The 24,390-nt window shown below is 55.2% G+C and carries 28 protein-coding genes; all 28 read left to right on the forward strand.

What is annotated here, in order from left to right; translation table 11 throughout:
• The first annotated feature begins 3 nt into the window (after positions 1–3).
• The 28 genes from ACRBB0_RS07405 to nuoN all read left to right on the forward strand — a co-directional run bounded on the left by ACRBB0_RS07405 (position 4) and on the right by nuoN (position 24,313).
• Complete coding sequence (locus ACRBB0_RS07405; RefSeq protein ID WP_431373770.1) at positions 4–861, forward strand: hydroxymethylglutaryl-CoA lyase; 858 nt, start codon at positions 4–6, stop codon at positions 859–861.
• Positions 862–1,644 carry a crotonase/enoyl-CoA hydratase family protein gene (locus ACRBB0_RS07410; protein WP_431373771.1) on the forward strand — a complete coding sequence of 261 codons (783 nt, stop codon included), beginning with the start codon at positions 862–864 and terminating at the stop codon, positions 1,642–1,644.
• Between the two features lie 267 nt (positions 1,645–1,911).
• The gene (locus ACRBB0_RS07415) at positions 1,912–2,298 is read left to right on the forward strand and encodes a hypothetical protein (RefSeq protein WP_431373772.1); all 387 of its coding nucleotides are present in this window, start codon (positions 1,912–1,914) and stop codon (positions 2,296–2,298) included.
• A 252-nt stretch (positions 2,299–2,550) separates the two neighbouring features.
• Positions 2,551–2,916: an NADH-quinone oxidoreductase subunit A gene (locus tag ACRBB0_RS07420; RefSeq protein WP_431373773.1), complete on the forward strand. Its 366-nt coding sequence runs from the start codon at positions 2,551–2,553 to the stop codon at positions 2,914–2,916.
• Positions 2,907–3,437 carry a NuoB/complex I 20 kDa subunit family protein gene (locus ACRBB0_RS07425; protein WP_299927428.1) on the forward strand — a complete coding sequence of 177 codons (531 nt, stop codon included), beginning with the start codon at positions 2,907–2,909 and terminating at the stop codon, positions 3,435–3,437. Before ACRBB0_RS07420 ends, ACRBB0_RS07425 begins: the two co-directional genes overlap by 10 nt.
• The gene (locus ACRBB0_RS07430) at positions 3,434–4,045 is read left to right on the forward strand and encodes an NADH-quinone oxidoreductase subunit C (protein WP_431373774.1); all 612 of its coding nucleotides are present in this window, start codon (positions 3,434–3,436) and stop codon (positions 4,043–4,045) included. The genes ACRBB0_RS07425 and ACRBB0_RS07430 overlap by 4 nt, the downstream gene beginning before the upstream one ends.
• Positions 4,045–4,311 carry a hypothetical protein gene (locus tag ACRBB0_RS07435; RefSeq protein ID WP_431373775.1) on the forward strand — a complete coding sequence of 89 codons (267 nt, stop codon included), beginning with the start codon at positions 4,045–4,047 and terminating at the stop codon, positions 4,309–4,311. The genes ACRBB0_RS07430 and ACRBB0_RS07435 overlap by 1 nt, the downstream gene beginning before the upstream one ends.
• Complete coding sequence (locus ACRBB0_RS07440; protein WP_431373776.1) at positions 4,312–5,532, forward strand: NADH-quinone oxidoreductase subunit D; 1,221 nt, start codon at positions 4,312–4,314, stop codon at positions 5,530–5,532.
• A gap of 123 nt (positions 5,533–5,655) precedes the next feature.
• The gene (locus tag ACRBB0_RS07445; RefSeq protein WP_431373777.1) at positions 5,656–5,946 is read left to right on the forward strand and encodes a hypothetical protein; all 291 of its coding nucleotides are present in this window, start codon (positions 5,656–5,658) and stop codon (positions 5,944–5,946) included.
• 100 nt (positions 5,947–6,046) lie between these two features.
• The gene (locus ACRBB0_RS07450; protein ID WP_431373778.1) at positions 6,047–7,345 is read left to right on the forward strand and encodes an NADH-quinone oxidoreductase subunit E; all 1,299 of its coding nucleotides are present in this window, start codon (positions 6,047–6,049) and stop codon (positions 7,343–7,345) included.
• A gap of 32 nt (positions 7,346–7,377) precedes the next feature.
• Entirely contained in the window at positions 7,378–8,577 is a 1,200-nt protein-coding gene (locus ACRBB0_RS07455; RefSeq protein ID WP_431373779.1) for a hypothetical protein, read from the forward strand.
• Positions 8,578–8,706: 129 nt separating this feature from the next.
• Positions 8,707–9,504: a hypothetical protein gene (locus ACRBB0_RS07460; RefSeq protein ID WP_431373780.1), complete on the forward strand. Its 798-nt coding sequence runs from the start codon at positions 8,707–8,709 to the stop codon at positions 9,502–9,504.
• A gap of 16 nt (positions 9,505–9,520) precedes the next feature.
• A complete protein-coding gene (locus tag ACRBB0_RS07465; protein ID WP_431373781.1) occupies positions 9,521–9,739 on the forward strand; it encodes a DUF5337 domain-containing protein in 219 nt (72 codons plus the stop codon).
• 7 nt (positions 9,740–9,746) lie between these two features.
• A complete protein-coding gene (nuoF, locus tag ACRBB0_RS07470) occupies positions 9,747–11,045 on the forward strand; it encodes an NADH-quinone oxidoreductase subunit NuoF (RefSeq protein ID WP_431373782.1) in 1,299 nt (432 codons plus the stop codon).
• 427 nt (positions 11,046–11,472) lie between these two features.
• Positions 11,473–11,820, forward strand: a complete 348-nt coding sequence (locus ACRBB0_RS07475) for a hypothetical protein (protein ID WP_431373783.1) — start codon at positions 11,473–11,475, stop codon at positions 11,818–11,820.
• Between the two features lie 119 nt (positions 11,821–11,939).
• Complete coding sequence (locus ACRBB0_RS07480) at positions 11,940–12,332, forward strand: DUF5333 domain-containing protein (RefSeq protein ID WP_431373784.1); 393 nt, start codon at positions 11,940–11,942, stop codon at positions 12,330–12,332.
• Between the two features lie 264 nt (positions 12,333–12,596).
• A complete protein-coding gene (gene nuoG, locus ACRBB0_RS07485) occupies positions 12,597–14,615 on the forward strand; it encodes an NADH-quinone oxidoreductase subunit NuoG (RefSeq protein ID WP_431373785.1) in 2,019 nt (672 codons plus the stop codon).
• Positions 14,616–14,641: 26 nt separating this feature from the next.
• On the forward strand, positions 14,642–15,016 hold the full coding sequence (locus ACRBB0_RS07490; RefSeq protein WP_431373930.1) for a hypothetical protein: 375 nt from the start codon (positions 14,642–14,644) through the stop codon (positions 15,014–15,016).
• A 7-nt stretch (positions 15,017–15,023) separates the two neighbouring features.
• On the forward strand, positions 15,024–16,061 hold the full coding sequence (gene nuoH, locus ACRBB0_RS07495) for an NADH-quinone oxidoreductase subunit NuoH (RefSeq protein WP_431373786.1): 1,038 nt from the start codon (positions 15,024–15,026) through the stop codon (positions 16,059–16,061).
• 133 nt (positions 16,062–16,194) lie between these two features.
• Complete coding sequence (locus ACRBB0_RS07500) at positions 16,195–16,539, forward strand: hypothetical protein (protein ID WP_431373787.1); 345 nt, start codon at positions 16,195–16,197, stop codon at positions 16,537–16,539.
• On the forward strand, positions 16,539–17,033 hold the full coding sequence (gene nuoI / locus ACRBB0_RS07505) for an NADH-quinone oxidoreductase subunit NuoI (RefSeq protein WP_431373788.1): 495 nt from the start codon (positions 16,539–16,541) through the stop codon (positions 17,031–17,033). The genes ACRBB0_RS07500 and nuoI overlap by 1 nt, the downstream gene beginning before the upstream one ends.
• A gap of 12 nt (positions 17,034–17,045) precedes the next feature.
• The gene (locus tag ACRBB0_RS07510) at positions 17,046–17,573 is read left to right on the forward strand and encodes a hypothetical protein (RefSeq protein ID WP_431373789.1); all 528 of its coding nucleotides are present in this window, start codon (positions 17,046–17,048) and stop codon (positions 17,571–17,573) included.
• Positions 17,570–17,974, forward strand: a complete 405-nt coding sequence (locus tag ACRBB0_RS07515; protein WP_431373790.1) for a carboxymuconolactone decarboxylase family protein — start codon at positions 17,570–17,572, stop codon at positions 17,972–17,974. Before ACRBB0_RS07510 ends, ACRBB0_RS07515 begins: the two co-directional genes overlap by 4 nt.
• Positions 17,971–18,579, forward strand: coding sequence for an NADH-quinone oxidoreductase subunit J (locus tag ACRBB0_RS07520; RefSeq protein ID WP_431373791.1), 609 nt, complete (start codon positions 17,971–17,973; stop codon positions 18,577–18,579). The genes ACRBB0_RS07515 and ACRBB0_RS07520 overlap by 4 nt, the downstream gene beginning before the upstream one ends.
• A gap of 249 nt (positions 18,580–18,828) precedes the next feature.
• Entirely contained in the window at positions 18,829–19,134 is a 306-nt protein-coding gene (nuoK, locus tag ACRBB0_RS07525; RefSeq protein WP_097802727.1) for an NADH-quinone oxidoreductase subunit NuoK, read from the forward strand.
• 5 nt (positions 19,135–19,139) lie between these two features.
• Positions 19,140–21,302, forward strand: coding sequence for an NADH-quinone oxidoreductase subunit L (gene nuoL / locus ACRBB0_RS07530; protein WP_431373792.1), 2,163 nt, complete (start codon positions 19,140–19,142; stop codon positions 21,300–21,302).
• Positions 21,302–22,858, forward strand: coding sequence for an NADH-quinone oxidoreductase subunit M (locus tag ACRBB0_RS07535; RefSeq protein ID WP_431373793.1), 1,557 nt, complete (start codon positions 21,302–21,304; stop codon positions 22,856–22,858). Before nuoL ends, ACRBB0_RS07535 begins: the two co-directional genes overlap by 1 nt.
• A gap of 12 nt (positions 22,859–22,870) precedes the next feature.
• Positions 22,871–24,313, forward strand: coding sequence for an NADH-quinone oxidoreductase subunit NuoN (gene nuoN, locus ACRBB0_RS07540; RefSeq protein WP_431373794.1), 1,443 nt, complete (start codon positions 22,871–22,873; stop codon positions 24,311–24,313).
• The last annotated feature ends 77 nt before the right edge of the window (positions 24,314–24,390 follow it).

A 24,390-nucleotide genomic window follows, 5' to 3' on the forward strand; every position in this document is an offset into this window, starting at 1 on the left:
CACATGACCAAACGCGTTGACATTTTTGAGGTCGGCCCGCGCGACGGGCTGCAAAACGAAAAGCGGCAAATTCCCACGGCTGACAAGGTGGCCTTGGTTGATTGTCTCAGCCGCGCTGGGTTCACACGCATCGAATGCGCCAGTTTTGTCAGCCCCAAATGGGTGCCGCAAATGGCCGACAGCGCCGATGTCTTAGCGGGTATCACCCGGACCGACGGGATTTCCTATGCAGCGTTGACGCCGAATATGAAGGGGTTGGAAAACGCCATTGCGGCCAAAGCCGATGAGGTCGCCATTTTTGGCTCGGCGTCCGAAGGCTTCAGCAAGGCCAATATCAACGCAACGATTGCCGAAAGCCTTGAGCGGTTTAAGCCTGTTGCAGATGCCGCCAAATCTGCGGCTTTGCCGGTGCGCGGTTATGTGTCATGCGTCGTCGAATGCCCCTATGACGGGGCCGTCGACCCAAAGGCGGTGGCGCGGGTTGTCGCAGCGTTGCGCGATATGGGCTGTTACGAAGTGTCCCTTGGCGACACGATCGGGCGTGGCAAACCTGAGGCCGTGGCCGTTATGCTCGACGCCGTTTTGCAAGAGATGCCAGCGGACAAGCTGGCCGGGCATTTCCATGATACGGGTGGTATGGCGCTCGCGAATATCGAGGTTGCCTTGGACAAGGGGTTGCGGGTGTTCGATGCGGCGGTCGGCGGGCTTGGCGGCTGTCCATATGCGCCGGGTGCGGCGGGGAACGTGGCCACCGAAGCCGTGCATGATCGCGTGCTTGAGCTTGGGTTTGAGACCGGTCTCGTGCGGGAGATTCTAAACGAGGCGGCGCAGATGGCCAGGGCCATGCGGGGAGAGGCATAAATGTTCGAAACCATTGATATTCAAACCGATGCGCGCGGCGTGGCAACGCTGACGTTGAACCGGGCTGACAAACATAATGCCATGTCAGCGCAGATGATTGCCGAGCTGACCCAAGCTGCCGCGCAATTGGGCGCAGATGACAGCGTGCGTGTTGTGATCTTGACCGGGGCAGGGCGCAGTTTTTGTGCCGGAGGCGATTTGCGTTGGATGCAAGACCAAATGGCCGCCGACCCGGAGACGCGCTTTGTTGAGGCTAAGAAGCTTGCCATGATGCTCAAGGCGTTGAACGAAATGCCCAAACCCCTGATTGGCCGAATTCAGGGCCAAGCCTTTGGCGGCGGGGTTGGCATGGTTTCGGTCTGTGATGTGGCCGTCGGGGTGGAGACGGCGAAATTCGGCCTGACGGAAACGAAACTGGGCCTGATCCCGGCCACCATCGGCCCCTATGTTTTGGCGCGGTTGGGCGAGGCAATGGCCCGTCGGGTGTTTATGTCGGCGCGCATTTTTAAGGCCGACGAAGCCGTGACGCTTGGCCTGCTTGCCAAAGCGGTGCCTCAGGATGATTTGGATGCCGCTGTTGAGGCCGAAGTTGCTCCGTATCTGTCCGTTGCGCCGGGGGCTGTGGCCGAGGCCAAGCGCTTTACGCGTTGGCTGGGGATTCCGATCACCGAAGAGGTGATTGACCAGACGATTCAAGGTCTTGTCGATTGCTGGTCAGGCGCAGAGGCCCAAGAGGGTATCAGTGCGTTTTTCGACAAACGCAAACCCGCCTGGATATCTTAACGATTTCATCGCCCTGACAAAGCCTTGGATTACGGGCCAAAGCCTTGCTGCCCGTCTTGGGCGCCTGTCTTGGGATGCTTTTCTTGGCATTCGGGGCACGCCTTGTGAATTCGGGCGGCATTTTCGCAAGGTTGCGGACAGATATTGCCCACCGGTGACCCCAGACGTATCTTGCAGGCAAACCCATGCCTTCAGCAAAGTCATTGCACCACATTTTGCGCAATGACTCTGCTGCAAGTCTGTGTGTCACGTTAGGGGTGCCTCATTATGACTGTTCAGATAGCTCATCTTTTTGCAACCGGCTGTGTTGCTATCATTTTCTTTCAAATTGCTTTGATTGCTGGCGCGCCTCTGGGCGAATTCACCCAAGGCGGACAAGTCAAAGGCGCTTTACCGGCCCGTGGCCGCCTCATCGCGGCGATATCGATTCCCATACTGTTGTTTTGTGGGGCGGCCATTGTGTCTGTTGCAGGGTTTCCGGGCCTTGATTGGCCGCGCCGAACCGGTTGGATTGCCCTTGTTGTTATGACGATCAGCGCGATTTTGAACTGGATCACCCCCTCCAAGAAAGAACGCGCTGTTTGGGGGCCAATCATGCTGGTTATGGCGGGCTTGGCAGCCCATGTGATGATCGCCACCGCCGGGGACACATGAGCCAAGCTGCTGATCAGCCAAATGATTCCGCGACCCAAGCGCGCGGCTTGATAAATTGCTGCGCAACACGACTTTGGGCCAAATAGAGGGCAAATATATGAAATCCAAACAAATTTCATCAATATGCAGGTCTGTTTACGGTTGATTTCATTCTATTGAATATCTACCCGCCTTGTTGACCCTGCCTGCCCATAGGGCTAAGGCATGCCTGAACCGATTTGCGCGTTTTCGCGCCTCAGAAGGAGCCGCCTCGTGGAAGAGATGCTGCGGGAATACCTTCCCATCCTCGTCTTTACGGCAATTGCCGTACTCATTGGTCTTGTTTTTCTATTCGCTGCGATTCTGATTGCGGTGCGCAATCCAGACCCGGAAAAAGTATCAGCCTACGAATGCGGGTTTAACGCGTTCGATGATGCTCGCATGAAATTCGATGTCCGTTTCTACCTCGTTGCGATTTTGTTCATCATATTTGACCTGGAAATCGCCTTCCTGTTCCCATGGGCCGTGGCCTTTAAGGACATTTCGATGGTGGGCTTTTGGTCAATGATGGTCTTCTTGGCGGTACTGACAGCCGGATTTGCTTACGAATGGAAGAAAGGGGCGCTCGAATGGGAGTGATGACAGGGACCCAGGTTGGCGCGGACAAAGAAGTCGCCACTCAGGCCATCAACCGCGAGTTGCAGGACAAAGGTTTCCTGCTGACCTCGACGGAAGACATCATTAACTGGGCGCGCACCGGCTCGCTGCACTGGATGACCTTTGGGTTGGCCTGTTGTGCGGTTGAGATGATGCACACCTCTATGCCGCGTTACGACGCTGAGCGTTATGGCATTGCCCCACGCGCCAGCCCACGTCAGTCTGACTTGATGATCGTGGCCGGTACGCTCACCAACAAAATGGCCCCGGCGCTGCGCAAGGTTTATGACCAGATGCCAGAGCCGCGCTATGTGATTTCCATGGGCTCTTGTGCCAATGGTGGTGGTTACTATCACTACAGCTATTCGGTTGTGCGTGGTTGTGATCGCATCGTGCCGGTTGACGTCTATGTGCCGGGCTGCCCGCCCACGGCTGAGGCGTTGCTCTATGGTCTGATGGCGCTGCAAAAGAAAATTCGCCGGACGGGGACTCTTGTACGATGAGTGAAGCACTGAACGAACTCGGCGCATTGATCGAAGCCAAACGCCCTGATTGCGTTTTGGGTTGGGATGTCGCCTATGGTGAGCTCAACATTGATGTGGCTCCGGCCAATATCAAAGGTTTCGTTGAGTTCCTGAAAACCGATCCAAACTGCAAATTCTCAACTCTGGTTGATTTGTCGGGTGTCGATTACCCGGATCGGACCAAGCGGTTTGACGTGGTTTATCACTTCTTGTCGATGTATCAAAACCACCGCATTCGCCTACGCCTGTCGGTGCGCGAAGACGAAATGGTTCCGTCGATTGTTGATGTGCACCCCTCGGCCAATTGGTTTGAGCGTGAGACATTTGACATGTACGGCATCTTGTTCTCGGGCCACCCGGATCTGCGCCGTTTGCTGACGGATTACGGTTTCCGCGGTCATCCGCTGCGCAAGGATTTCCCAACCACGGGCTACACCGAAGTGCGCTATGACGAAGAGCTGAAGCGCGTGGTATACGAACCCGTGTCGCTGGTTCAGGAATACCGCCAGTTTGATTTCATGTCGCCATGGGAAGGTGCGCAATACGTGCTGCCCGGTGATGAGAAGCAGGAAGAGGCCAAAGGTTGATGGATAAGCTGTTTGGCTTGGTTGGATTGGGCATCTGGGGCGTATTTGTATACGTCTACACAGATGGCATGAGCAGCCAGCAACAGTTTTACTTTCTCCTTTCTAATCTTCTTCTCTTGGTTCTGGTTGTTCCATTTTGGAAGATGTTGCCGAGATACGGCTATCCGGCACCGCTGGCTTTGATAACACTAATCCCGGTTACTGTGCCGATCCTAATATGGATCGTGGCATTTTCCTCTCCGGTTCAGAATAAGGAGGCCAACTAAATGGACGGCTCCAAAGGTTTCGATGACGCCCTGAACGGCGAACAGAAAATCCGCAATTTCAACATCAACTTCGGGCCTCAGCACCCGGCGGCACACGGCGTGTTGCGCATGGTGCTTGAGCTGGATGGTGAAATTGTTGAACGCGCAGACCCGCATATCGGTTTGCTGCACCGCGGTACGGAAAAGCTCATGGAGAGCCGGACGTATTTGCAAAACCTGCCTTATCTGGATCGCCTCGATTACGTGGCCCCGATGAATCAGGAACATGCCTGGTGCATGGCGATTGAAAAGCTGACTGGTGTTGAGGTTCCACGCCGGGGCTCCTTGATCCGCGTGTTGTTTAGCGAAATTGGCCGGGTGTTGAACCACCTGCTGAACGTGACAACCCAAGCGATGGACGTTGGTGCGCTGACACCGCCGCTCTGGGGTTTTGAAGAACGCGAAAAGCTCATGATCTTTTATGAGCGTGCCTGTGGTGCCCGTCTTCACGCCAACTACTTCCGTCCCGGCGGTGTGCATCAGGATTTGCCAGAGGCGCTCTTGGATGACATCATCGAATGGGCCGATCATTTCCCGAACGTGCTTGACGATATTGATGGTCTGCTGACTGAGAACAGGATTTTCAAACAGCGGAACTGTGACATTGGCGTTGTAAACGAACAGGAAATCCTCGATTGGGGCTATTCTGGTGTCATGGTGCGTGGCTCTGGCCTCGCGTGGGATCTACGCCGTTCGCAGCCTTATGAATGCTATGACGAGTTTGAATTCCAAGTGCCCGTTGGCAAAAACGGCGATTGTTATGATCGCTATCTCGTCCGTATGGAAGAGATGCGCCAGTCGACCTCGATCATCTTGCAAGCCATTGAAAAACTGCGCGCGCCAGAGGGGCAGGGCGATGTCTTGGCCCGTGGCAAGCTGACACCGCCTAAGCGCAGTGACATGAAAACCTCGATGGAAAGCTTGATCCATCACTTCAAGCTCTACACCGAAGGGTTCAAAGTGCCTGCTGGTGAAGTTTACGCCGCTGTCGAAGCGCCCAAGGGTGAATTCGGCGTCTATATGGTCGCCGATGGCAGCAACAAACCCTATCGCGCCAAGTTGCGCGCGCCGGGGTTCTTGCACCTGCAATCAATGGACCACGTCGCCAAGGGCCACCAATTGGCCGACGTTGCTGCGATCATTGGCACCATGGATGTCGTGTTCGGCGAAATCGATAGATAAACCACCAAGCGGCTGGCTGTCTGGCCGCTTATCCTTTGACCGAGTAACCAACACTGCCTGACCAACAGATTTCGGACCCTGACAGGGATAGATCTGAAATGACCGCGCAGAAAGGCCTGATTGATGAAGAAACTTGTTCCTGCTCTTGCTGTTTTGGCCCTGACATCGGCCTGTGTGATGCCTCCCAAGGATGTCACCGACGAAGATTTGCTGGCCTATGATGCGGCGGTTGCGTCGATCGGCTGCGATCTGGTCGGGGAATCTGATTATTTGCCGGTTGAGTTGCAGACAGGTTTGACCCGCGAAAAAATCGTCGAGGTTGGTCAGTACAAATTGCAGACCGAAGAAGTTGTTGCTTTGGAAGGGGGCGGCGTGCGCCTCGTCACCGGAGCCTGCGCCCCGCAAGAGGCGTAATTAGAATTCCGCCACGGGGCCATTGTGCTGCCGTGGCATGAAAACAAACAGTCACCGGGCGTTGTCATTTGCCCGGATAGCCAACCGAAAGACCAAAGATATGCTGCGTCGTTTGCACTCTGAGCAACCTGAAAGCTTTGAATTCACCCCGGCTAATTTGGCGTGGGCGCAAAATCAGGTCACCAAATACCCCGAAGGCCGTCAGGCCAGCGCGATTATCCCGCTGTTGTGGCGCGCGCAGGAACAAGAGAGCTGGTTGACACGTCCAGCGATTGAATATGTCGCTGACATGTTGGGTATGGCCTACATTCGCGCGCTCGAAGTGGCGTCTTTTTACTTTATGTTCCAATTGCAACCGGTTGGTTCTGTTGCGCATATTCAAATCTGTGGCACCCTGTCTTGCATGATTTGCGGAGCAGAAGATCTGATGGCGGTCTGTAAAGAGAAGATCGCTGAAAAGCCGCATGCCTTGTCGGCGGATGGCAAATTCAGCTGGGAAGAAGTTGAATGCTTGGGCGCGTGCACCAACGCACCGATGGCTCAGATCGGCAAAGACTATTACGAAGACCTGACGGCCGAAAAACTTGGTCAGCTTTTGGAGGATATGGCTGCGGGCAAGGTTCCGTCGGTCGGCCCACAAAACGGCCGTTTCGCTGCTGAACCTGAATCCGGCATTACCTCGCTCACCGAATTTGTAAATGGTTCGATCAAGCTGAACGCCTCTGCCCAGTTGGCAGATGATATTGGCGACACAATCAAGCGTATCGACGGGACGGAAGTGGCTCTGGTCCAAGGTTGGGAAGATCAGTCCAATGGCGGCGCAGCCTCAGCCGTGGCTTTGGCCTCCCAAGCCGCCAATGACGACACGGCCACGCCTATTGCGGCGGCGCCAAAAGATACACCGGCTGCTGACACTGCGGCGGATTCCGGCGAAACAGCCCCGGCTTTGAAGCCCTCTAAGGAGCTTCCCGGACAGGCGGATTTGGCTGAGCGCAAGGGCGAATGGCGGTATGAGGGCGGCGATAAAGCCGAAGCCGCGCCTGAAACCGACGCCAAAGCCGCAGTTACGACCAATGTCTCGGGCGATGCCGAAACTGTGTCTGAGGACGACAAACCAGCGACTTTGGAGGCGGCCCGTGACGGTGGCGCAGACGATCTTAAGTTGATTAAAGGTGTTGGTCCTAAGCTTGAAAAGCTTTTGAATTCCATGGGCTTCTATCACTTTGACCAGGTTGCAGCCTGGACCGGTCAGGAACTGGCCTGGGTGGATCAAAACCTAGAAGGGTTTAAGGGGCGCGCAACGCGTGACAATTGGGTCGGCCAAGCCAAAACCCTTGCTTCCGGGGAAGAAACCGAATTTGCTACCCGTGCAAAAAAGGATGACATCTATAAAGATTAGGTGTCACTGATACGCGGATAGGGAGTTAGGGAATGAACAACGCAAATGGCGGACAAAGTTGCTCGGTCAAATGCTGGACGGCTGCTGGGGTCATAGGGGCGTTTGTCGCGCTTATGGCGATTGCAGTTGCTGGTAAAGGCATTTTTGCAGGGCTTGTGCTTGGAATCTTGGCAGCGGTGCTGTTGGGGTGGTTGTTCAACTGGCTCTTTTGTGCGGATGTCCCTGCGATCGGGGCTAGCAGTCTGGCTTCCGAGGCGACGGATGGTGTCAGCGGTGCAAGTGCATCCCCTGCGACCAGCGCGGCGAGTACTGCCCCTGCGGCCGCCGCGAACGGTGCGCCTGTGTCGACACCCAAGCCTGCAGACACGGCTGATGTTGTTTCGACAGAGGCGTCGGCCAAAGGTGATGACACAGCACAGGCCGAGGTTCATCCCGAAGCGGAGCAAAATGACGCTGTAAAACCCACAACGGCCTTAGCGGGTGAAGCCGATTTGGCTGAGCGCAAAGGCGAGTGGCGTTACGACGGCACGGAGTCAGACAGCGCGTCAGAAGCCGCGTCAGACGGGGCTGGTTCTGTCGCAGGCGATGCTTCTTCGGCGGACGCCGACGCGGATCGAACTGAAAATGCCAATGCGTCAAAAGAGACCGCGCCTGAACCTGCAACCTCCGATGAAACCGGAGACGTCGCAGCGGCACCGGTGATGAAACCGTCTACGGCATTGCCAGGACAAGAAGAGCTTGCTGGCCGTAAAGGCACTTGGCGATACGAAGGTGGCGACAAAGCTGCTGCGGACGCACAAGAGCCTGTGGTCGCCGCGACCAACAAAGTTGCGCCGGAAGCTGAACCAGTCGCTCGCGCTCAAGACACGTCGGTAACGGCCTCGGCTGAAAAAGACCTTGGTCCAGACTTTGACGGCGATGGCGTTAAGGAAGGAACCGACGAAGGGTCGAAACCATCCTTGCTGGACGCGCCTCAAGAGGGCGGTCCCGATAACCTAAAAGAAATCAAAGGCATCGGTCCCAAGCTTGAAAAAGTGTGCCACAGTTTGGGGATTTATCATTTCAGCCAGATCGCGGCCTGGAGCGAAGATGAAGTTGCTTGGGCCAATGCCAATTTGGTTGGGTTCAAGGGCCGTGTGACCCGTGACAATTGGGTCGAACAGGCCAAGATTTTGGCGGCGGGAGGGGAAACTGAATTCTCCAAACGCGTCGATAAAGGCGGGGTCTACTAAGGCCCTGCGACACCACTATGTCTTGCGTGCTGCGCTGCAGTATGCAAGGCGTGACTTAGCAACGTTGGGGAGGAACGGGGCTGCAACAGCGCGGAATGGTCCGCGCCTGCTAAAGTTTGGAGCGAAAACGTGACCAAGACGACCCCAATTTTGACTATGACCCCTGATTTTACACCTGTTGTACGCATGATGGCGATGCAGACCCGATTGGCCGCTCAATCAAGCGAAGCCGCGATGCGTCTTGCCTATCTGCCCTGGAAAAGCTGGAGCGTGAGTTTCGGCGCTTTGAATTTGGCTGCGACCCGTGACACCGTGGTTGCAGAGAAAGTCATCGCCAAGGTTGCTCCGAAGGCGGCGAAGAAGGCCGAAGCTCCCACAGCGGTTGAGCCAAAGGCCAAGGCTGTGGCTCCCAAGGTTGTTGCCAAGGCACCCAAGGTTAAAGAGACCCCCGAGGTCAAAGAGACCAAAGCCGTTGCCGCTCCAAAACCTGCCAAACCGGTTGCCGAAGCGGTTAAGCCTGTCGAAGTGAAAAAGGTCGCACCTGTTGCGCCCAAAGAGGCTAAGAAGCCTGCTGAAACAAAGGCGGCTCCTGCCAAGGCCAAGCCAGTTGCGGCAAAGCCAACAGAAACAAAGCCCCTCGAGACAAAGCCAAGCGAAACCAAACCGGTGACCGCCGAGGTGACATCTGAGAAGCCTGCGCTGCTCAAAGCGGCACGCAATGGCAAGGCGGATGACCTAACGCAATTGAAAGGTGTTGGCCCGAAACTGGCTTTGGCCTTGCAAGAGGCAGGCATTTATCATTACGACCAAATCGCGGCCTGGACTGAGGTTCAGACCCTTTGGGTTGACGACAATATCGCTGGCGTTCGGGGCCGTGCCTCGCGCAATGCTTGGGTCAAACAGGCCCAAACGCTGGCAAAAGTTTAAGTCCTAGGGGGCAGTGGTGGACGAAAAGACCAATCAGGCACGGCAAGGGCGGATGATTTCGCTTGTGATTGCCGGTGTTGCGATTGGTTGGATTGCTGCCACCGCCCTCGGGCAAGCGTTGGATTGGACCCAACGCACACGCGTCTTGTTTGATCTTTTGGCTTTGGCCGGGTTCACAATGGCGATATGGATGATTTACGGACTCTGGCGGGATCGCCAGAAAGACAAGGATTAGGGTGGCTATGCTTCAGGATCAGGATCGCATCTTTACCAACCTCTATGGCATGCACGACCGCACATTGGCCGGCGCGCAAAAACGAGGGCATTGGGATGGCACGGCCAAGATCATTCAAAACGGGCGTGATTGGATCATCGACCAAATGAAGGCCTCTGGCCTGCGTGGTCGCGGTGGCGCGGGTTTCCCGACCGGTTTGAAATGGTCTTTCATGCCTAAGGAAAGCGATGGTCGTCCCTCTTACCTTGTTGTGAATGCTGACGAATCAGAGCCAGGCACCTGTAAAGACCGTGAAATCATGCGTCACGATCCGCACACGCTGATCGAAGGCTGCTTGATTGCCTCTTTCGCGATGCAGGCCAACAAGTGCTATATCTACATTCGCGGCGAATATATCCGTGAAAAGGAAGCGCTGCAGGCTGCAATTGATGAGGCCTATGATGCCGGTCTTTTGGGCAAAAACGCAGCAGGGTCCGGCTGGGACTTTGACCTGTTTTTGCACCACGGGGCAGGGGCCTATATTTGCGGTGAAGAAACGGCCTTGCTTGAAAGCCTAGAAGGCAAAAAAGGCATGCCGCGGATGAAGCCGCCATTTCCGGCGGGGTCGGGTCTTTATGGCTGCCCAACAACTGTTAACAACGTCGAATCAATCGCGGTTGTGCCGACTATTTTGCGCCGTGGTCCTGAATGGTTTGCCGGTTTTGGCCGTCAAAACAACGCCGGGACCAAACTGTTCGCGATTTCCGGTCATGTGAACACGCCTTGCGTCGTCGAAGAGGAAATGTCGATTTCCTTTGAAGAGCTGATTGAAAAGCATTGCGGCGGCATTCGCGGCGGGTGGGACAACCTTTTGGCGGTTATTCCCGGTGGTTCGTCTGTTCCTTGTGTGCGTGGTGAGCACATGAAAGACGCGATCATGGATTTCGATTACCTGCGTGGTGAACTTGGCTCTGGCCTTGGCACAGCGGCGGTGATTGTCATGGATAAACAAACAGATATCATCAAAGCGATCTGGCGTTTGGCCAAGTTTTATAAGCACGAAAGCTGTGGTCAGTGTACGCCGTGTCGCGAAGGTACCGGCTGGATGATGCGCGTGATGGAGCGTTTGGTGCGTGGCGAAGCGGATCTTGAAGAGATCGATATGCTTTGGGACGTGACCAAGCAGGTCGAAGGCCACACCATTTGTGCGCTTGGCGATGCGGCGGCTTGGCCGATCCAAGGTTTGATCCGCAACTTCCGCGGCGAAATCGAAGATCGCATCAAGGCACAACAGTCGGGAAAGCTAAGCGCGATTGCTGCTGAGTAACTGTCGGGCATATTCTGTTCTAGAAGAGGGCCAAGGAGCCCTCTTTTTTTGTTTGGAGGATTGAGCTGTTTCGGGGCTTTGGTTCAAGCAACCAGTTGCACCCGGACTTTTGTCCGGTTTGCAAACGGCATCCGTACCCAAAGGACTGCACATGCGCCTGCGGTTTTCGCGGAGGCGAAGGCCCTCATCCGAAAATGAGATTTTCGCACTCAATCCCTGTTACAATTCTTGGCGGTTTGGCCATCGCTTTGGTTTTGGTTGCCTTGCATAAACTCACCAGTTTTTAAGACCTGACTTGACCCTGGCCCAACGAGCGGCAACACTGGACGTGGCCAAGTGACATAATTGGCTTATTGGAATAAAGTGTTTAAAGTGATGGCACGGCACGAATTTTTGTTTTCGCGCGGTTGTGCACAAGGGGTCTGAAATGGGACGTTTCGCAATCTTTTTGATGATGGGTTTGGCGATGGCCGGGTGCTCAAAACTGGGCATGCTTTCCACAGGTAAGAATCCAAGCTTTGATGGGCAGCAATTTCGCGGTGGTGCCAAGGCCAACCGGTCTGATCGCCAGCATTTTGTTGCAACGGTAAAGCCTGTATCGAAATCCTTGGAAGGCGCGATCGGGGCGGCCGAGCATCAAGGGATTCGGCATTGCATCGAATATTTCGGAACCTCTGAAATTGATTGGGAGGTTGGCCCCCAGACCGATCCAGATGCCTTGGTTGTCGAAAACGACACCCTGACATTTATGGGTACTTGTCGCGACGAAGGCTAAGACGGGTCTGAAAATCTGGTGGAAAACTGCCGATTTTCAACGATCTAGACAGCTGATATTGAATATCAACGGCGCTTGGCACCATGTTTTGGTAAATGAGTTCCCAAGGAGGGCCGTTGATGCGCCTGATTCCCGTTGTTTTGATTTCCCTGTGCCTCGCTCATCCGCTGGCCGCAAAGACACCGCTGAGCCAAGTGCCAGCAATTGATGACAAATTGATGGAAATCGCCATTGCAGATGAGATTCGCAAAACCTGCGATGGTATTAACGCGCGTATGTTCCGCGCCCTGTCCCGATTGAACGATCTGCAGGACAAAGCCCTGTCGATGGGCTACTCCAAGGACGAGATCGAAGACTACGTCAGTTCCAAAAAAGAAAAGCGCCGGATGCGTTCAAAAGCAGAGGCGTTTCTTGCTGCAAAGGGCGTTGATCACACGAATGATGCTCAATTGTGCAGCTTTGGTAAGGCAGAAATTGCCCGGCAAACTGGAATCGGTACGCTTTTGCGCTGATCAAAAATGAAGGGGGCCGAAACCTCGGTTCCCTTCAACGAGACCCCGTGATCGTTAACTATTATTACGAAACTGGGCGAATCTATGAATATACATTCAGTTCACTGCATTTAAGAGCCGCCTAATCCTAGGGGGCGCGGCGATTTTTCCCGCAATTCCGTGTTCTAACGACTGGCGCCGCGCGCGTACACAGGCTAGAAGGCGAGCGACCGCGGCGTGTCATAAAGGGGCGCCGTGCCAGCCATGAACGTGGAAAGGCCGGGCATGTCCGATTTGCGCAAGATCATCATTGATGACCATGAAGTAGAAGTAGATGGGGCGATGACGCTCATCCAAGCCTGTGAAGAGGCTGGGATCGAGGTGCCGCGCTTCTGCTATCACGAACGACTATCCATCGCTGGCAATTGCCGGATGTGTTTGGTTGAGGTTGTGGGCGGACCGCCCAAACCCGCCGCATCCTGTGCGATGCAGGTGCGCGATTTGCGCCCTGGCCCGGAAGGGCAGCCGCCGGTCGTGAAAACCAATTCGCCTATGGTGAAAAAGGCCCGCGAAGGTGTGATGGAGTTCATGCTCATCAACCACCCGCTGGATTGCCCGATTTGCGATCAGGGCGGTGAATGCGACCTGCAAGACCAGGCCATGGCATATGGTATGGCGGGCACGCGGTTCAACGAACCCAAACGCGCTGTTGATGATCTCGATCTTGGCCCGCTGGTTGAAACCCATATGACGCGCTGCATCAGTTGTACCCGTTGCGTGCGTTTCACCTCTGAAGTTGCTGGCCTGACCCAGATGGGTCAAACCGGTCGCGGCGAAGATGCTGAGATCACCAGCTACCTGAATCAGACGCTTGATTCGAATCTGCAGGGCAACATCATTGATCTGTGTCCAGTCGGTGCGCTGGTTTCCAAACCTTATGCCTTTACCGCCCGTCCTTGGGAGTTGACCAAGACCGAAACCATCGACGTGATGGATGCGCTTGGCTCCAACATTCGGGTTGATACCAAAGGGCGTGAAGTCAAACGTATCATGCCGCGCAACCATGACGGTGTGAACGAAGAGTGGATTTCCGATAAATCGCGCTTTGTCTGGGATGGTCTGCGTCGTCAGCGTCTCGACACGCCGTTTATCCGGGAGAACGGCAAACTGCGCCCCGCCACCTGGCCCGAAGCATTGGGCAAGGCAGCAAGTGCGATAAAGGGTGCGACGAAACTCGGTGCTCTGGTGGGCGATCTTGCCTCGACCGAAGCGGCGTTTAGCGTCAAACAACTTGTCGAAGGGCAGGGCGGTATTGTCGAATGTCGCGTTGACGGCGCGCGTCTGCCTGCGGGCAATCGCTCGGGTTATGTTGGCACGGCTTGCATCGAAGATATTGATTCTGCCAAGGCGATCATGCTGATCGGAACCAACCCGCGCGACGAAGCGCCGGTGCTGAATGCGCGGATCCGCCAGGCTTGGATCAATGGTGCAACGATTGGTGTGATCGGTGAAAAGGCTGATCTGACCTATGACTATGCGCATTTGGGCACGGATCGTGCCGCATTGTCCAAATTGCTGGACGGCGGCCATGACGGCGCGCTTGGCAAGGACACACTTGTTATTGTCGGGCAGGGTGCTTTGACCGAGGCGGATGGCGCTGCAGTTCTGGCTGCGGCACAGAAATTCGCAGAGGCAACCGAGAGCAAGTTCATGGTGCTGCATACGGCCGCGGGTCGTGTGGGCGCGATGGACGTGGGGGCTGTCAATGATGGCGGCCGCAATGCGGTTTCTGACTGTGATGTCATCTTCAACCTCGGCGCGGACGAAGTCGAAATCGCCGCTGGCCCGTTTGTGATCTATCAAGGCTCGCACGGTGATCGCGGCGCACATCGCGCTGACGTGATTCTGCCGGGGGCCGCCTATACCGAAGAAAACGCACTGTTTGTGAATACCGAAGGGCGTCCGCAATTGGCGATGCGCGCCGGGTTTGCACCGGGTGAAGCCAAGGAAAACTGGGCCATTTTGCGCGCTCTGAGTGCCGAAATCGACGCGACTCAGCCTTGGGATAGCCTTGCAGGTTTGCGTCAGGCGCTGATTGCAGCGGTTCCGCATTTGGCCAAGGTAGATTCCGTTGTCGAAAATGACTGGCAGCTTGAAGAGATGGACACGCTGGGTCGCGCGGATTTCCGCAACGCCATCCGCGATTTCTATCTGACCAATCCGATTGCTCGGGCCTCGGCTTTGATGGCGGATCTGTCACGCGGTGCCAAAGACCGGGCAGCTGCCCCGATCGCGGCGGAATAACGTTGCGCCGCGTCGCGTTCATAACCCTGTTTGGCTTGGCCAGCAGCCTTAGCGCCTGTACGGAGCAATCCGCGCAGGCCGAGCTGCCCTTTGCCCCGGATTATCGCGGCGTTGAAACCCGTCTTTTGGACGGCGATCTGGTGAACTTTCACGTGGCGATGCGCGGTGCGCGTGACGCCAAGGATGTTGATGACTATGCCCGATGTGTTGCGGCGCAATATGCGCTTATTCGCGGCTATGGTTTTGCGCGGCATTTGCGCACGACAGTAAACGAAGAGGGTGGCCTCTGGCAGGGAGATGCGGTTTACACCATCTCGCCGGCGCTGCCCCGTGGGCTCAAGACGATCGACGCAGAAACCGTCGCTTCGGCCTGCGCTGAGAACGGAATACCGATGGTATGAGGACCTGATGGCTGAATTCTTTACCACAACCTACCTAGGCATCGCGATTGTGATCGTGGCACAAATTCTCGCGGTTCTTGTACCACTGCTGGTGGCCTTGGCGTTTTTGATGTGGGGCGACCGCAAAATTTGGGCGGCTGTCCAGATGCGCAAGGGCCCGAACGTCGTTGGTTTCTTTGGACTTGCCCAAAGTTTCGCTGACTTCATCAAATATATCGTCAAAGAAGTCGTTGTGCCCGCGGGCGCTGACCGCTTTGTCTATTTCCTGGCTCCGATGATCTCCTTGGTCATGTCCTTCATCGCTTGGGCGGTTATCCCGTTCAACGACGGTTGGGTCATTTCGGATTTGAACATCGCAATCCTTTATGTCTTCGCGGTGTCTTCTTTGGAAGTGTACGGCGTGATCATGGGTGGTTGGGCGTCAAACTCAAAATACCCCTTCCTTGGTGCTCTGCGCTCTGCGGCTCAGATGGTTTCCTATGAGGTGTCCATCGGTCTGATCATCATCGGCGTTGTTATTTCATCTGGTTCGATGAACTTTGGCGAAATCGTCAAGGCTCAGGACGGTGCAGGCCTGCTCAGCTGGTACTGGATCCCGCATTTCCCAATGCTGATCTTGTTCTTTGTCTCGGCTTTGGCTGAAACCAACCGCCCGCCTTTCGACCTTCCCGAAGCGGAATCGGAACTGGTGGCCGGGTATCAGGTTGAATACAGCTCGACACCGTTCCTGCTCTTTATGATTGGCGAATTGACGGCTGTTGTTCTGATGTGTGCGCTGATCTCGGTGATGTTCTTTGGTGGCTGGTTGTCCCCAATCGAAGGTCTGCCAGACGGGTTGTTCTGGATGGTCATCAAAATGATCATTGTGTTCTTCTTCTTCTCAATGGTGAAGGCGATCACACCGCGTTATCGCTATGATCAATTGATGCGTCTGGGTTGGAAAGTCTTCCTGCCAATGTCGCTGATCTGGGTTGTCTTTGTGGCCTTCGCGGCAAAGTTCGACTGGTTCTGGGGGTTCTACGCACGCTACGTGGTGGGGGGCTGATTGGTGCCGATCTGGAAACACACTGTTTCAGGCCTATTGTGCGGGCGCTCTGTCACGCGCAATCTGCCTAAGCGTGTTACCTCTGATGCAGGGGCGCGCATGATGCGGGCCTGCGTCAAGATCGGAGATCGCCATGAGTAAGCTTAAAGAAGCCCTGTTGAACGCAAAATACATCGACATGATCACCTTGGGTGATTTTGTGGTGCGCGATTGCGGCCTGCCGGAAACGGACGAAGACGGCAACTTGATGCCGCAAGCCAATGAAATCGCCGCGGCATTGTTTCGCTGGGCGGCAGGTGCCGAAGCGATGGCACCTGAAACGGACGATGACCAAGACGAAGACGGCGGTGATGAGGCCGCGTTGGCCGATGACGCCAGCTTTGAAGAATATGACGAAAACGGCGACCCGCTGATGGATGCGGAAACCGCTGAAAAGCTAGAGGCTGATGTAAAAGCCCAAGCCGAGGAGACCAGTTGATGGCGAACATCGATTATGGCCGTGCTGCCAAATACTTTCTGCTTGCGGACTTTGTGAAAGGGTTCCAGCTCGGGTTTAAATACTTCTTCGCCCCCAAGGCGACGTTGAACTACCCGCATGAAAAGGGCCCTCTTAGCCCGCGTTTTCGTGGTGAACACGCGTTGCGCCGCTATCCGAATGGTGAAGAACGTTGCATTGCCTGTAAACTATGCGAAGCGATTTGTCCGGCGCAGGCCATCACCATTGATGCCGAGCCACGCGAAGATGGGTCACGTCGCACAACGCGTTATGACATCGACATGACCAAATGCATCTATTGCGGCTTTTGCCAAGAAGCCTGCCCGGTGGATGCGGTTGTCGAAGGTCCAAACTTTGAATTCGCCACAGAATCCCGTGAAGAGCTGTTCTACGACAAGGCAAAACTGCTTGAAAACGGTGATCGCTGGGAGGCGGAGATCGCCCGCAACCTCGAACTTGATGCTCCCTACCGCTAAGGCCAGACTTTTATGATCCTTCGTTCGACCCTTTTTGCCGCTTTTGCCGTTGCCGTTCAGGCGTCTACGGTAAATTCGGCTGTGGCCGGGTCTGAACTGGGGGCTGAAAAGGGCGATGCGGCATGGATTGCCCTGCGCGCGCAGATTTTCGCGCAGGTCTGTATGGGCAGCGCCCCGGATTTCTCCGATGTGGATGCCAAGGCCAAGGCGGCCGGGTTGCAGCAAACCGACAGCGGCTGGCACATGCCCCCAGAAGTTTTGGTGGATGTTTTGGAACATGACAGCTTTTGCAGTTGTTTCATGACCATGCAGGCCCCGGACCAGGGCGCAATGATTGGCGCGCTTCACGGCCGTTTGATGCAAGACTACGGTGCAAGCTTTAGCGGCCCTGACAGCGGTTTGTCTGCTGTTGCTCCCTTCCAGATCGAAGACCAAGAGGTTGTTTCGATCCTTGAACCTCGCGATTTCGGCGGTGAAACTTGGGTTGCCGCTCGTCTGTCTGTGTTTGGATCCTGCGCCCAAGGGGAGGCCGACGAATGACCGGAAAGACCCCATTTGAGCTGATGATGGAACAAGCTCAGGAAGTGACCAAGGCCTTTAACCCGGCCATGACCTCTTTTGACCCAACGAGCCTCGAAAAGCTGTGGCCAACCATGGGCAAAGAGGCGATGGAAATGTTCTTTGGCAAAGGGCTGTCGCAAAACGGTCTTGATGCTAAAACCCGGCTGTTGCTGACGCTGGCCGGTCTGACAATGCAGGGCGCGCAGGCCGAAGTGCCGCTGCGCTCAACGGTGCGTCACGCTATGGAAGCCGGGGCCACCGAAGAAGAAATCGCCGAAACAATCGCACAAATGTCGATGTTCGCTGGAATTCCCGCCATGACGCGGGCCATGGAAATGGCCAAAGACGTTATGGCTGACAATAAGGATGATGAGACATGATGGTCTTTGCCTTCTATCTTTTTGCACTTGGCGCCATTGCGGGCGGGCTGTTCACCGTGATCAGCCGCAACCCGGTGCATTCCGTGCTTTGGTTGATCTTGGCCTTTATCTCTTCGGCCGGGTTCTTTGTGATGATGGGCGCGGAATTTGTCGCCATGTTGCTGATCATTGTCTATGTCGGCGCGGTTGCTGTTCTTTTCCTCTTTGTTGTCATGATGTTGGATGTTGATTTCGCCGAACTCAAGGCTGAGATGGCAAGATACATGCCGTTGGCGTTGTTGATCGGTTTGGTCATTTTGATGCAGTTGACCATGGCCTTTGGTGCGTGGGATTTTGCGGAAGTGGCGAAATCACAATTGGCGGCCCCGACACCGAACGCCGATGAAATCCATAACACCCAAGCGCTTGGCCTGATCCTTTACGATCAGTACTTTCTGCTCTTCCAACTGGCTGGTCTGATCCTGCTGGTTGCGATGATCGGTGCGATTGTTCTGACATTGCGGCATCGCAAGGACGTCAAGCGTCAGGATATCTTGGCTCAAATCTATCGTGATCCGGCCAAGGCAATGGAACTCAAAGATGTAAAACCAGGGCAGGGCTTGTGATGATGGATATCGTTTTAGCAGCATTGATTGGTATTGCGGCCTTTTTGGCCCTGCCGAAACCGCAAGCCAAACGTCTCCCGGTCAGGATCCCGGTCAAGGCCGAACGCAAAACGCGCGGATTATAAGTTTCGGGTTTGGGCCATATGCCCACCCCCCCGCCGATCGAGGCGGTCAAGTACGAAGCAACGGGTTCAAACCCGCTACGGAATTAGACGAGGCGGCTAACATGCTGCAAAAAGGACGAGGGATATGATCGGATTGGAACATTATCTGACGGTGGCAGCGGTGCTGTTTGTCGTCGGAATTTTCGGGCTCTTCCTGAACCGCAAGAATGTCATCATTTTGTTGATGTCGATTGAACTTATGCTGCTTGCGGTAAATATCAACCTTGTCGCCTTTTCGACCCATCTGGGCGATTTGGTCGGCCAGGTCTTCACGCTCTTTGTGCTGACGGTTGCTGCGGCTGAAGCCGCGATTGGCCTTGCCATTCTCGTCTGCTTCTTCCGGAACCGCGGTACAATTGCCGTGGAAGACGTCAACGTGATGAAAGGCTAACCCAGATGGAGAGCATCATCCTTTTCGCCCCACTTGTGGGCAGCCTGATCGCTGGGTTTGGCTGGAAATTCATTTCGATCCGCGGAGCCCAGTGGGTGACCACTGGCCTGTTGTTCTTGGCCTGTGCGCTAAGCTGGATCGTTTTTCTGACCCACGGCCCGGAAACTCAGCATATCCAAGTGCTTCGCTGGATCGAAAGCGGCACGATGAGCACCGATTGGGGCATCCGTCTGGATCGCCTGACCTCGATCATGTTGATTGTTGTGACCACCGTTTCGGCGCTGGTTCACCTGTATAGCTTTGGCTACATGGCCCACGACAGCCAGTTCAAAGAAGGTGAAGAGAGCTATCGCGCTCGGTTCTTTGCCTATCTGAGCTTTTTCACCTTTGCGATGTTGATGCTGGTGACGTCGGACAACCTTGTTCAGATGTTCTTTGGTTGGGAAGGTGTTGGCGTTGCTTCATATCTGCTGATCGGCTTTTACTACCGCAAACCAACGGCCAATGCCGCCGCTATGAAAGCGTTCATCGTCAACCGTGTCGGCGACTTTGGCTTCGCGCTTGGTATCTTTGGGCTCTACTTTCTGGTCGACAGTGTGAAATTCGACGACATTTTCGCAGCCGCTCCGGCGCTGGCGGAAACCAAGTTGCACTTCCTCTGGGGCACATGGAACGCAGCCGAAGTGCTGGCGGTTCTGCTCTTTGTTGGTGCCATGGGTAAATCGGCACAGCTCTTCCTGCACACATGGCTTCCCGATGCGATGGAAGGCCCGACACCTGTGTCGGCTCTGATCCACGCCGCGACCATGGTTACCGCGGGTGTCTTCCTTGTGTGCCGTATGTCGCCGCTGATGGAATTCGCGCCGAACGCCACTGCGTTCATTACATTCCTCGGGGCCACAACTGCATTTGTTGCGGCAACCATCGGGCTTGTTCAAAACGACATCAAACGCGTCATCGCTTATTCCACAATGTCTCAGCTGGGGTACATGTTCGTTGCCGCAGGGGTTGGTGTCTATTCGGTGGCAATCTTCCACCTGTTCACACACGCGTTCTTTAAGGCGATGTTGTTCTTGGGGGCCGGTTCAGTGATCCATGGCATGCATCACGAACAAGACATGCGCAATTACGGTGGTCTTAAGGATAAACTTCCCAAAACCTTCTGGGCGATGATGATTGGCACGCTGGCCATCACCGGTGTTGGTATTCCTTTGACCCATATTGGTTTCGCGGGCTTCTTGTCCAAAGATGCGGTGATCGAAAGCGCATGGGCGGGCACGCAGGGCGGTTATGCCTTCTGGATGCTGGTTGTTGCCGCGCTGTTCACCAGCTTCTACAGCTGGCGCCTGATGTTCCTGACCTTCTTTGGCAAGCCTCGTGGCGACAAGCACACCCACGAACATGCGCATGAAAGCCCGATGGTCATGTTGGTTCCGCTCGGTGTCTTGTCTCTCGGCGCGGTTTTCTCCGGGATGCTTTGGTACGGGTCGTTCTTTGGCGATCACCACAAGGTCAACACCTTCTTTGGTGTTCCCGATCATCACGCCGAAGCGTCCGAGCATAGTGACGATCATGCGGCACCAGCTGCGGATGATCATGCCGCAGACACTCACAGTGATGATCACGCAGATGATCACGGTGACGCCAAGGATCACGTCGCAGCGCATACCGATGAAGGCCACTCAGCAACAGCGGCTGCCCATCATGGAACAGCCCCTGAGGGCGCGATCTTTACCCATCCTGACAACCACGTCATGGACGAGGCGCATCACGCCCCGATCTGGGTTAAAATCAGCCCATTCATTGCGATGGTTATTGGTTTCATCACGGCCTATTGGTTCTACATTGTGAACCCATCGCTGCCCAAACGTTTGGCCGAGACACAGCGCCCGCTGTACCTGTTCTTGCTCAACAAATGGTACTTTGACGAAATCTACGATTTCCTCTTTGTTCAGCCGTCCAAGGCCGTCGGTCGCTTCCTTTGGAAGAACGTTGACGAGGCCGTCATCAAAGGCACGCTGAACGGTATCGCAATGGGCATCGTTCCCTTCTTCACACGACTTGCCGGTAAGGCGCAGTCTGGTTTCATCTTCACCTATGCCTTTGCGATGGTGATCGGCATGGCCGTTCTCATCACCTGGATGACGCTCAGCGGAGGAGCGCACTAATGGGTAACTTGCTTTCCATAGTCACCTTCCTTCCCGCCCTTGCGGCGCTAATCATGGCGTTCTTGCTGCGCGGTGGGAATGAGGCGGCTGACCGTAACGCCAAATGGCTGGCCATGTTCGCCACCTCGGCAACGTTCTTGATCTCGCTGTTTATCTTGTTTCAATTCGACCCGGCCGACACCGGTTTCCAGATGGTCGAAGAACGTGATTGGCTGCTGGGGCTGCAATACAAAATGGGCGTCGACGGGATTTCGGTTCTGTTTGTGATGCTGACAACCTTTATGATGCCGCTGGTTATCGCCGCATCTTGGGATGTGAACCACCGCGTCAAAGAATACATGATTGCCTTCTTGCTGCTGGAAACGCTGATGCTTGGCGTGTTCATGGCGCTGGACCTGGTGCTCTTCTATCTGTTCTTCGAAGCCGGTTTGATACCAATGTTCCTGATCATCGGCATCTGGGGCGGCAAAGAACGCATCTACGCATCGTTCAAATTCTTCCTCTACACGTTGTTCGGCTCGGTTTTGATGCTGGTTGCAATGGTGGCAATGTATGCCGATGCGGGCACGACTGACATCGTGGCGTTGCTCAAGCATAACTTCGCCTCTGAAAGCTTTAGCATTCTGGGTGTTCAGGTGCTTGGCGGGTTGCAAACCATGTTGTTCTTGGCCTTCTTCGCCAGTTTCGCAGTCAAGATGCCGATGTGGCCGGTCCACACCTGGTTGCCCGAAGCGCACGTTCAGGCCCCAACAGCCGGGTCGGTTGTTCTGGCGGCAATCCTGTTGAAGATGGGCGGGTATGGCTTCTTGCGCTTTAGCCTGCCAATGTTCCCGGTCGGCTCTGACGTGATGGCGAACTTTGTCTTCACACTGTCGGTTATCGCGATCATCTACACCTCTCTGGTGGCGCTGGTCCAAGACGACATGAAAAAGCTGATCGCTTATTCTTCGGTTGCGCATATGGGTTACGTGACCATGGGGATTTTTGCGGCCAACCAACAAGGTATTGATGGTGCGATCTTCCAGATGCTTAGCCACGGCTTTATCTCTGGTGCGCTGTTCTTGTGTGTCGGCGTGATCTATGACCGCATGCATACCCGCGAGATTGACGCCTATGGCGGGCTCGTGAACCGGATGCCGGCCTATGCGCTGATCTTCATGTTCTTCACTATGGCCAATGTCGGCTTGCCGGGCACGTCTGGCTTCATCGGTGAATTCCTGACGTTGATGGGTGTCTTCCAGAAAAACACCTGGGTTGCGGCCGGGGCCACAACCGGTGTGATCCTGTCAGCTGGCTATGCGCTTTGGCTGTATCGCCGGGTGGTTATGGGCGATCTCATCAAAGAAAGCCTCAAGACCATCACCGACATGAACCTGCGTGAAAAGGCGATCTTTGCACCGCTGGTTGTGATGACCATCTGGATGGGGGTCTATCCGGCTCCAATCCTTGATCGCATCGGGCCGTCGGTGACGGCACTTGTTCAACATTATGACACGGCAGTGGCCGCGGCGGACCTTAGTGCGCCAGCAGACACCTCCGACGTCGAACATCATTAAGGGGGCGGGGTTATGATCTCGGCTGATCTCAATATCATCCTGCCGGAAATCTTGCTTTCGGTCTTTGCCATGGGCGCGCTGATTGGCGCGGTCTATACCGGCAAAGACAAGCTGGCCTCGTCCATGACGTGGCTGACTGCGGCGGTTTTCCTGGTTTTGGCCTTCTGGATCGGCATGACCGGCGAAGGCACAGTCCATGGCTTTGACGGCTTGTTCGTGGTTGACGGTTTTGCCCGTTTTGCCAAGGTCGTCATCCTTGCCTCAGCGGCCTGCGTTTTGCTGATGAGCGAAGGTTATATGGCGCGCCGCGGCTTGTTGGTGTTTGAATTCCCAATTCTGGTGGCTCTGTCGGTTGTGGGCATGATGGTCATGGTTTCGGCCTCTGACCTGATGACTCTCTATATGGGCCTCGAGCTGCAATCGCTGGCTTTGTATGTTGTGGCATCCCTGCGCCGTGACAGTGTCAAATCCACAGAAGCGGGCCTGAAGTACTTTGTTCTTGGGGCGCTTAGCTCTGGTTTGCTGCTCTATGGGGCGTCGCTGACATACGGTTTCGCCGGTACGACAAACTTCGAAGGTATCATCGAAGCGGCGGTTCATGGCCATCTGTCAACTGGCTTGCTGATTGGTCTGGTCCTTTTGATCGCCGGTTTGGCGTTCAAGGTCTCCGCCGTGCCGTTCCACATGTGGACACCTGATGTCTACGAAGGCTCGCCGACACCGGTCACCGCGTTCTTTGCCACAGCTCCCAAGGTTGCGGCCATGGCGATGTTTGCACGTGTGATGTTTGATGCCTTCGGTCAGGCGATTTCTGACTGGAGCCAAGTCATCGCGTTGCTGTCGGTTCTGTCGATGTTCCTTGGGGCCATCGCCGCGATTGGTCAGCGCGACATCAAGCGTCTGATGGCCTATTCGTCGATTGCGCATATGGGATTTGCTTTGATGGGCCTTGCCGCCGGTACTCAGTTGGGCGTGCAGGCAATGCTGATCTATATGTCGATCTATGTGACCATGAATATCGGTACCTTTGCCTTTATCATGTCGATGGAACGCGACGGTCAGCCGGTCACGGATATCGAAAGCCTCGGCATGTTCTCAACCCGCGCGCCGGGCAAGGCACTGGCGATGTTGGTCTTGCTGTTCTCATTGGCGGGCATTCCGCCGCTGGTTGGCTTCTTTGGCAAATTCTACGTGCTGCGCGCAGCCTATGAAGCTGACATGGCGTGGCTGGCAATTGCCGGTGTAATTGCTTCGGTTATCGGTGCGTTCTACTACCTGCGGATCGTTTTCTTCATGTATTTCGGTCAGGAACAGGAAGAAGCGCTGGATACCAATCGCTCGCCTATTCTGTCCGGTTTCCTGATGGTGTCGGCTGGGATCATGGTCATTGGTGTGATCAACTTGTTGGGTGTCGAAGGCCTCGCCAAGACCGCTGCCGAAACTCTGATCCAGTGATCGGACTATAATCAAAACCAAACTCAATAGCGGCGCGCCACCCGGCGCGTCGTTTTGCGTTACAGGGTCCAAAAGTA

The sequence above is a fragment of the Pelagimonas sp. genome, from assembly GCF_050633425.1.
Lineage (GTDB): Bacteria > Pseudomonadota > Alphaproteobacteria > Rhodobacterales > Rhodobacteraceae > Pelagimonas.

Excerpts from the sequence above, each read along its gene's own strand:
- ACRBB0_RS07405 (WP_431373770.1), top strand. The coding sequence starts at position 4 with ATGACCAAACGCGTTGACATTTTTGAGGTCGGCCCGCGCGACGGGCTG.
- ACRBB0_RS07410 (WP_431373771.1), top strand. The coding sequence starts at position 862 with ATGTTCGAAACCATTGATATTCAAACCGATGCGCGCGGCGTGGCAACG.
- ACRBB0_RS07415 (WP_431373772.1), top strand. The coding sequence starts at position 1,912 with ATGACTGTTCAGATAGCTCATCTTTTTGCAACCGGCTGTGTTGCTATC.
- ACRBB0_RS07425 (WP_299927428.1), top strand. The coding sequence starts at position 2,907 with ATGGGAGTGATGACAGGGACCCAGGTTGGCGCGGACAAAGAAGTCGCC.
- ACRBB0_RS07430 (WP_431373774.1), top strand. The coding sequence starts at position 3,434 with ATGAGTGAAGCACTGAACGAACTCGGCGCATTGATCGAAGCCAAACGC.
- ACRBB0_RS07435 (WP_431373775.1), top strand. The coding sequence starts at position 4,045 with ATGGATAAGCTGTTTGGCTTGGTTGGATTGGGCATCTGGGGCGTATTT.
- ACRBB0_RS07440 (WP_431373776.1), top strand. The coding sequence starts at position 4,312 with ATGGACGGCTCCAAAGGTTTCGATGACGCCCTGAACGGCGAACAGAAA.
- ACRBB0_RS07445 (WP_431373777.1), top strand. The coding sequence starts at position 5,656 with ATGAAGAAACTTGTTCCTGCTCTTGCTGTTTTGGCCCTGACATCGGCC.
- ACRBB0_RS07450 (WP_431373778.1), top strand. The coding sequence starts at position 6,047 with ATGCTGCGTCGTTTGCACTCTGAGCAACCTGAAAGCTTTGAATTCACC.
- ACRBB0_RS07455 (WP_431373779.1), top strand. The coding sequence starts at position 7,378 with ATGAACAACGCAAATGGCGGACAAAGTTGCTCGGTCAAATGCTGGACG.
- nuoF (WP_431373782.1), top strand. The coding sequence starts at position 9,747 with ATGCTTCAGGATCAGGATCGCATCTTTACCAACCTCTATGGCATGCAC.
- ACRBB0_RS07475 (WP_431373783.1), top strand. The coding sequence starts at position 11,473 with ATGGGACGTTTCGCAATCTTTTTGATGATGGGTTTGGCGATGGCCGGG.
- ACRBB0_RS07480 (WP_431373784.1), top strand. The coding sequence starts at position 11,940 with ATGCGCCTGATTCCCGTTGTTTTGATTTCCCTGTGCCTCGCTCATCCG.
- nuoG (WP_431373785.1), top strand. The coding sequence starts at position 12,597 with ATGTCCGATTTGCGCAAGATCATCATTGATGACCATGAAGTAGAAGTA.
- nuoH (WP_431373786.1), top strand. The coding sequence starts at position 15,024 with ATGGCTGAATTCTTTACCACAACCTACCTAGGCATCGCGATTGTGATC.
- ACRBB0_RS07500 (WP_431373787.1), top strand. The coding sequence starts at position 16,195 with ATGAGTAAGCTTAAAGAAGCCCTGTTGAACGCAAAATACATCGACATG.
- nuoI (WP_431373788.1), top strand. The coding sequence starts at position 16,539 with ATGGCGAACATCGATTATGGCCGTGCTGCCAAATACTTTCTGCTTGCG.
- ACRBB0_RS07510 (WP_431373789.1), top strand. The coding sequence starts at position 17,046 with ATGATCCTTCGTTCGACCCTTTTTGCCGCTTTTGCCGTTGCCGTTCAG.
- ACRBB0_RS07515 (WP_431373790.1), top strand. The coding sequence starts at position 17,570 with ATGACCGGAAAGACCCCATTTGAGCTGATGATGGAACAAGCTCAGGAA.
- ACRBB0_RS07520 (WP_431373791.1), top strand. The coding sequence starts at position 17,971 with ATGATGGTCTTTGCCTTCTATCTTTTTGCACTTGGCGCCATTGCGGGC.
- nuoK (WP_097802727.1), top strand. The coding sequence starts at position 18,829 with ATGATCGGATTGGAACATTATCTGACGGTGGCAGCGGTGCTGTTTGTC.
- nuoL (WP_431373792.1), top strand. The coding sequence starts at position 19,140 with ATGGAGAGCATCATCCTTTTCGCCCCACTTGTGGGCAGCCTGATCGCT.
- ACRBB0_RS07535 (WP_431373793.1), top strand. The coding sequence starts at position 21,302 with ATGGGTAACTTGCTTTCCATAGTCACCTTCCTTCCCGCCCTTGCGGCG.
- nuoN (WP_431373794.1), top strand. The coding sequence starts at position 22,871 with ATGATCTCGGCTGATCTCAATATCATCCTGCCGGAAATCTTGCTTTCG.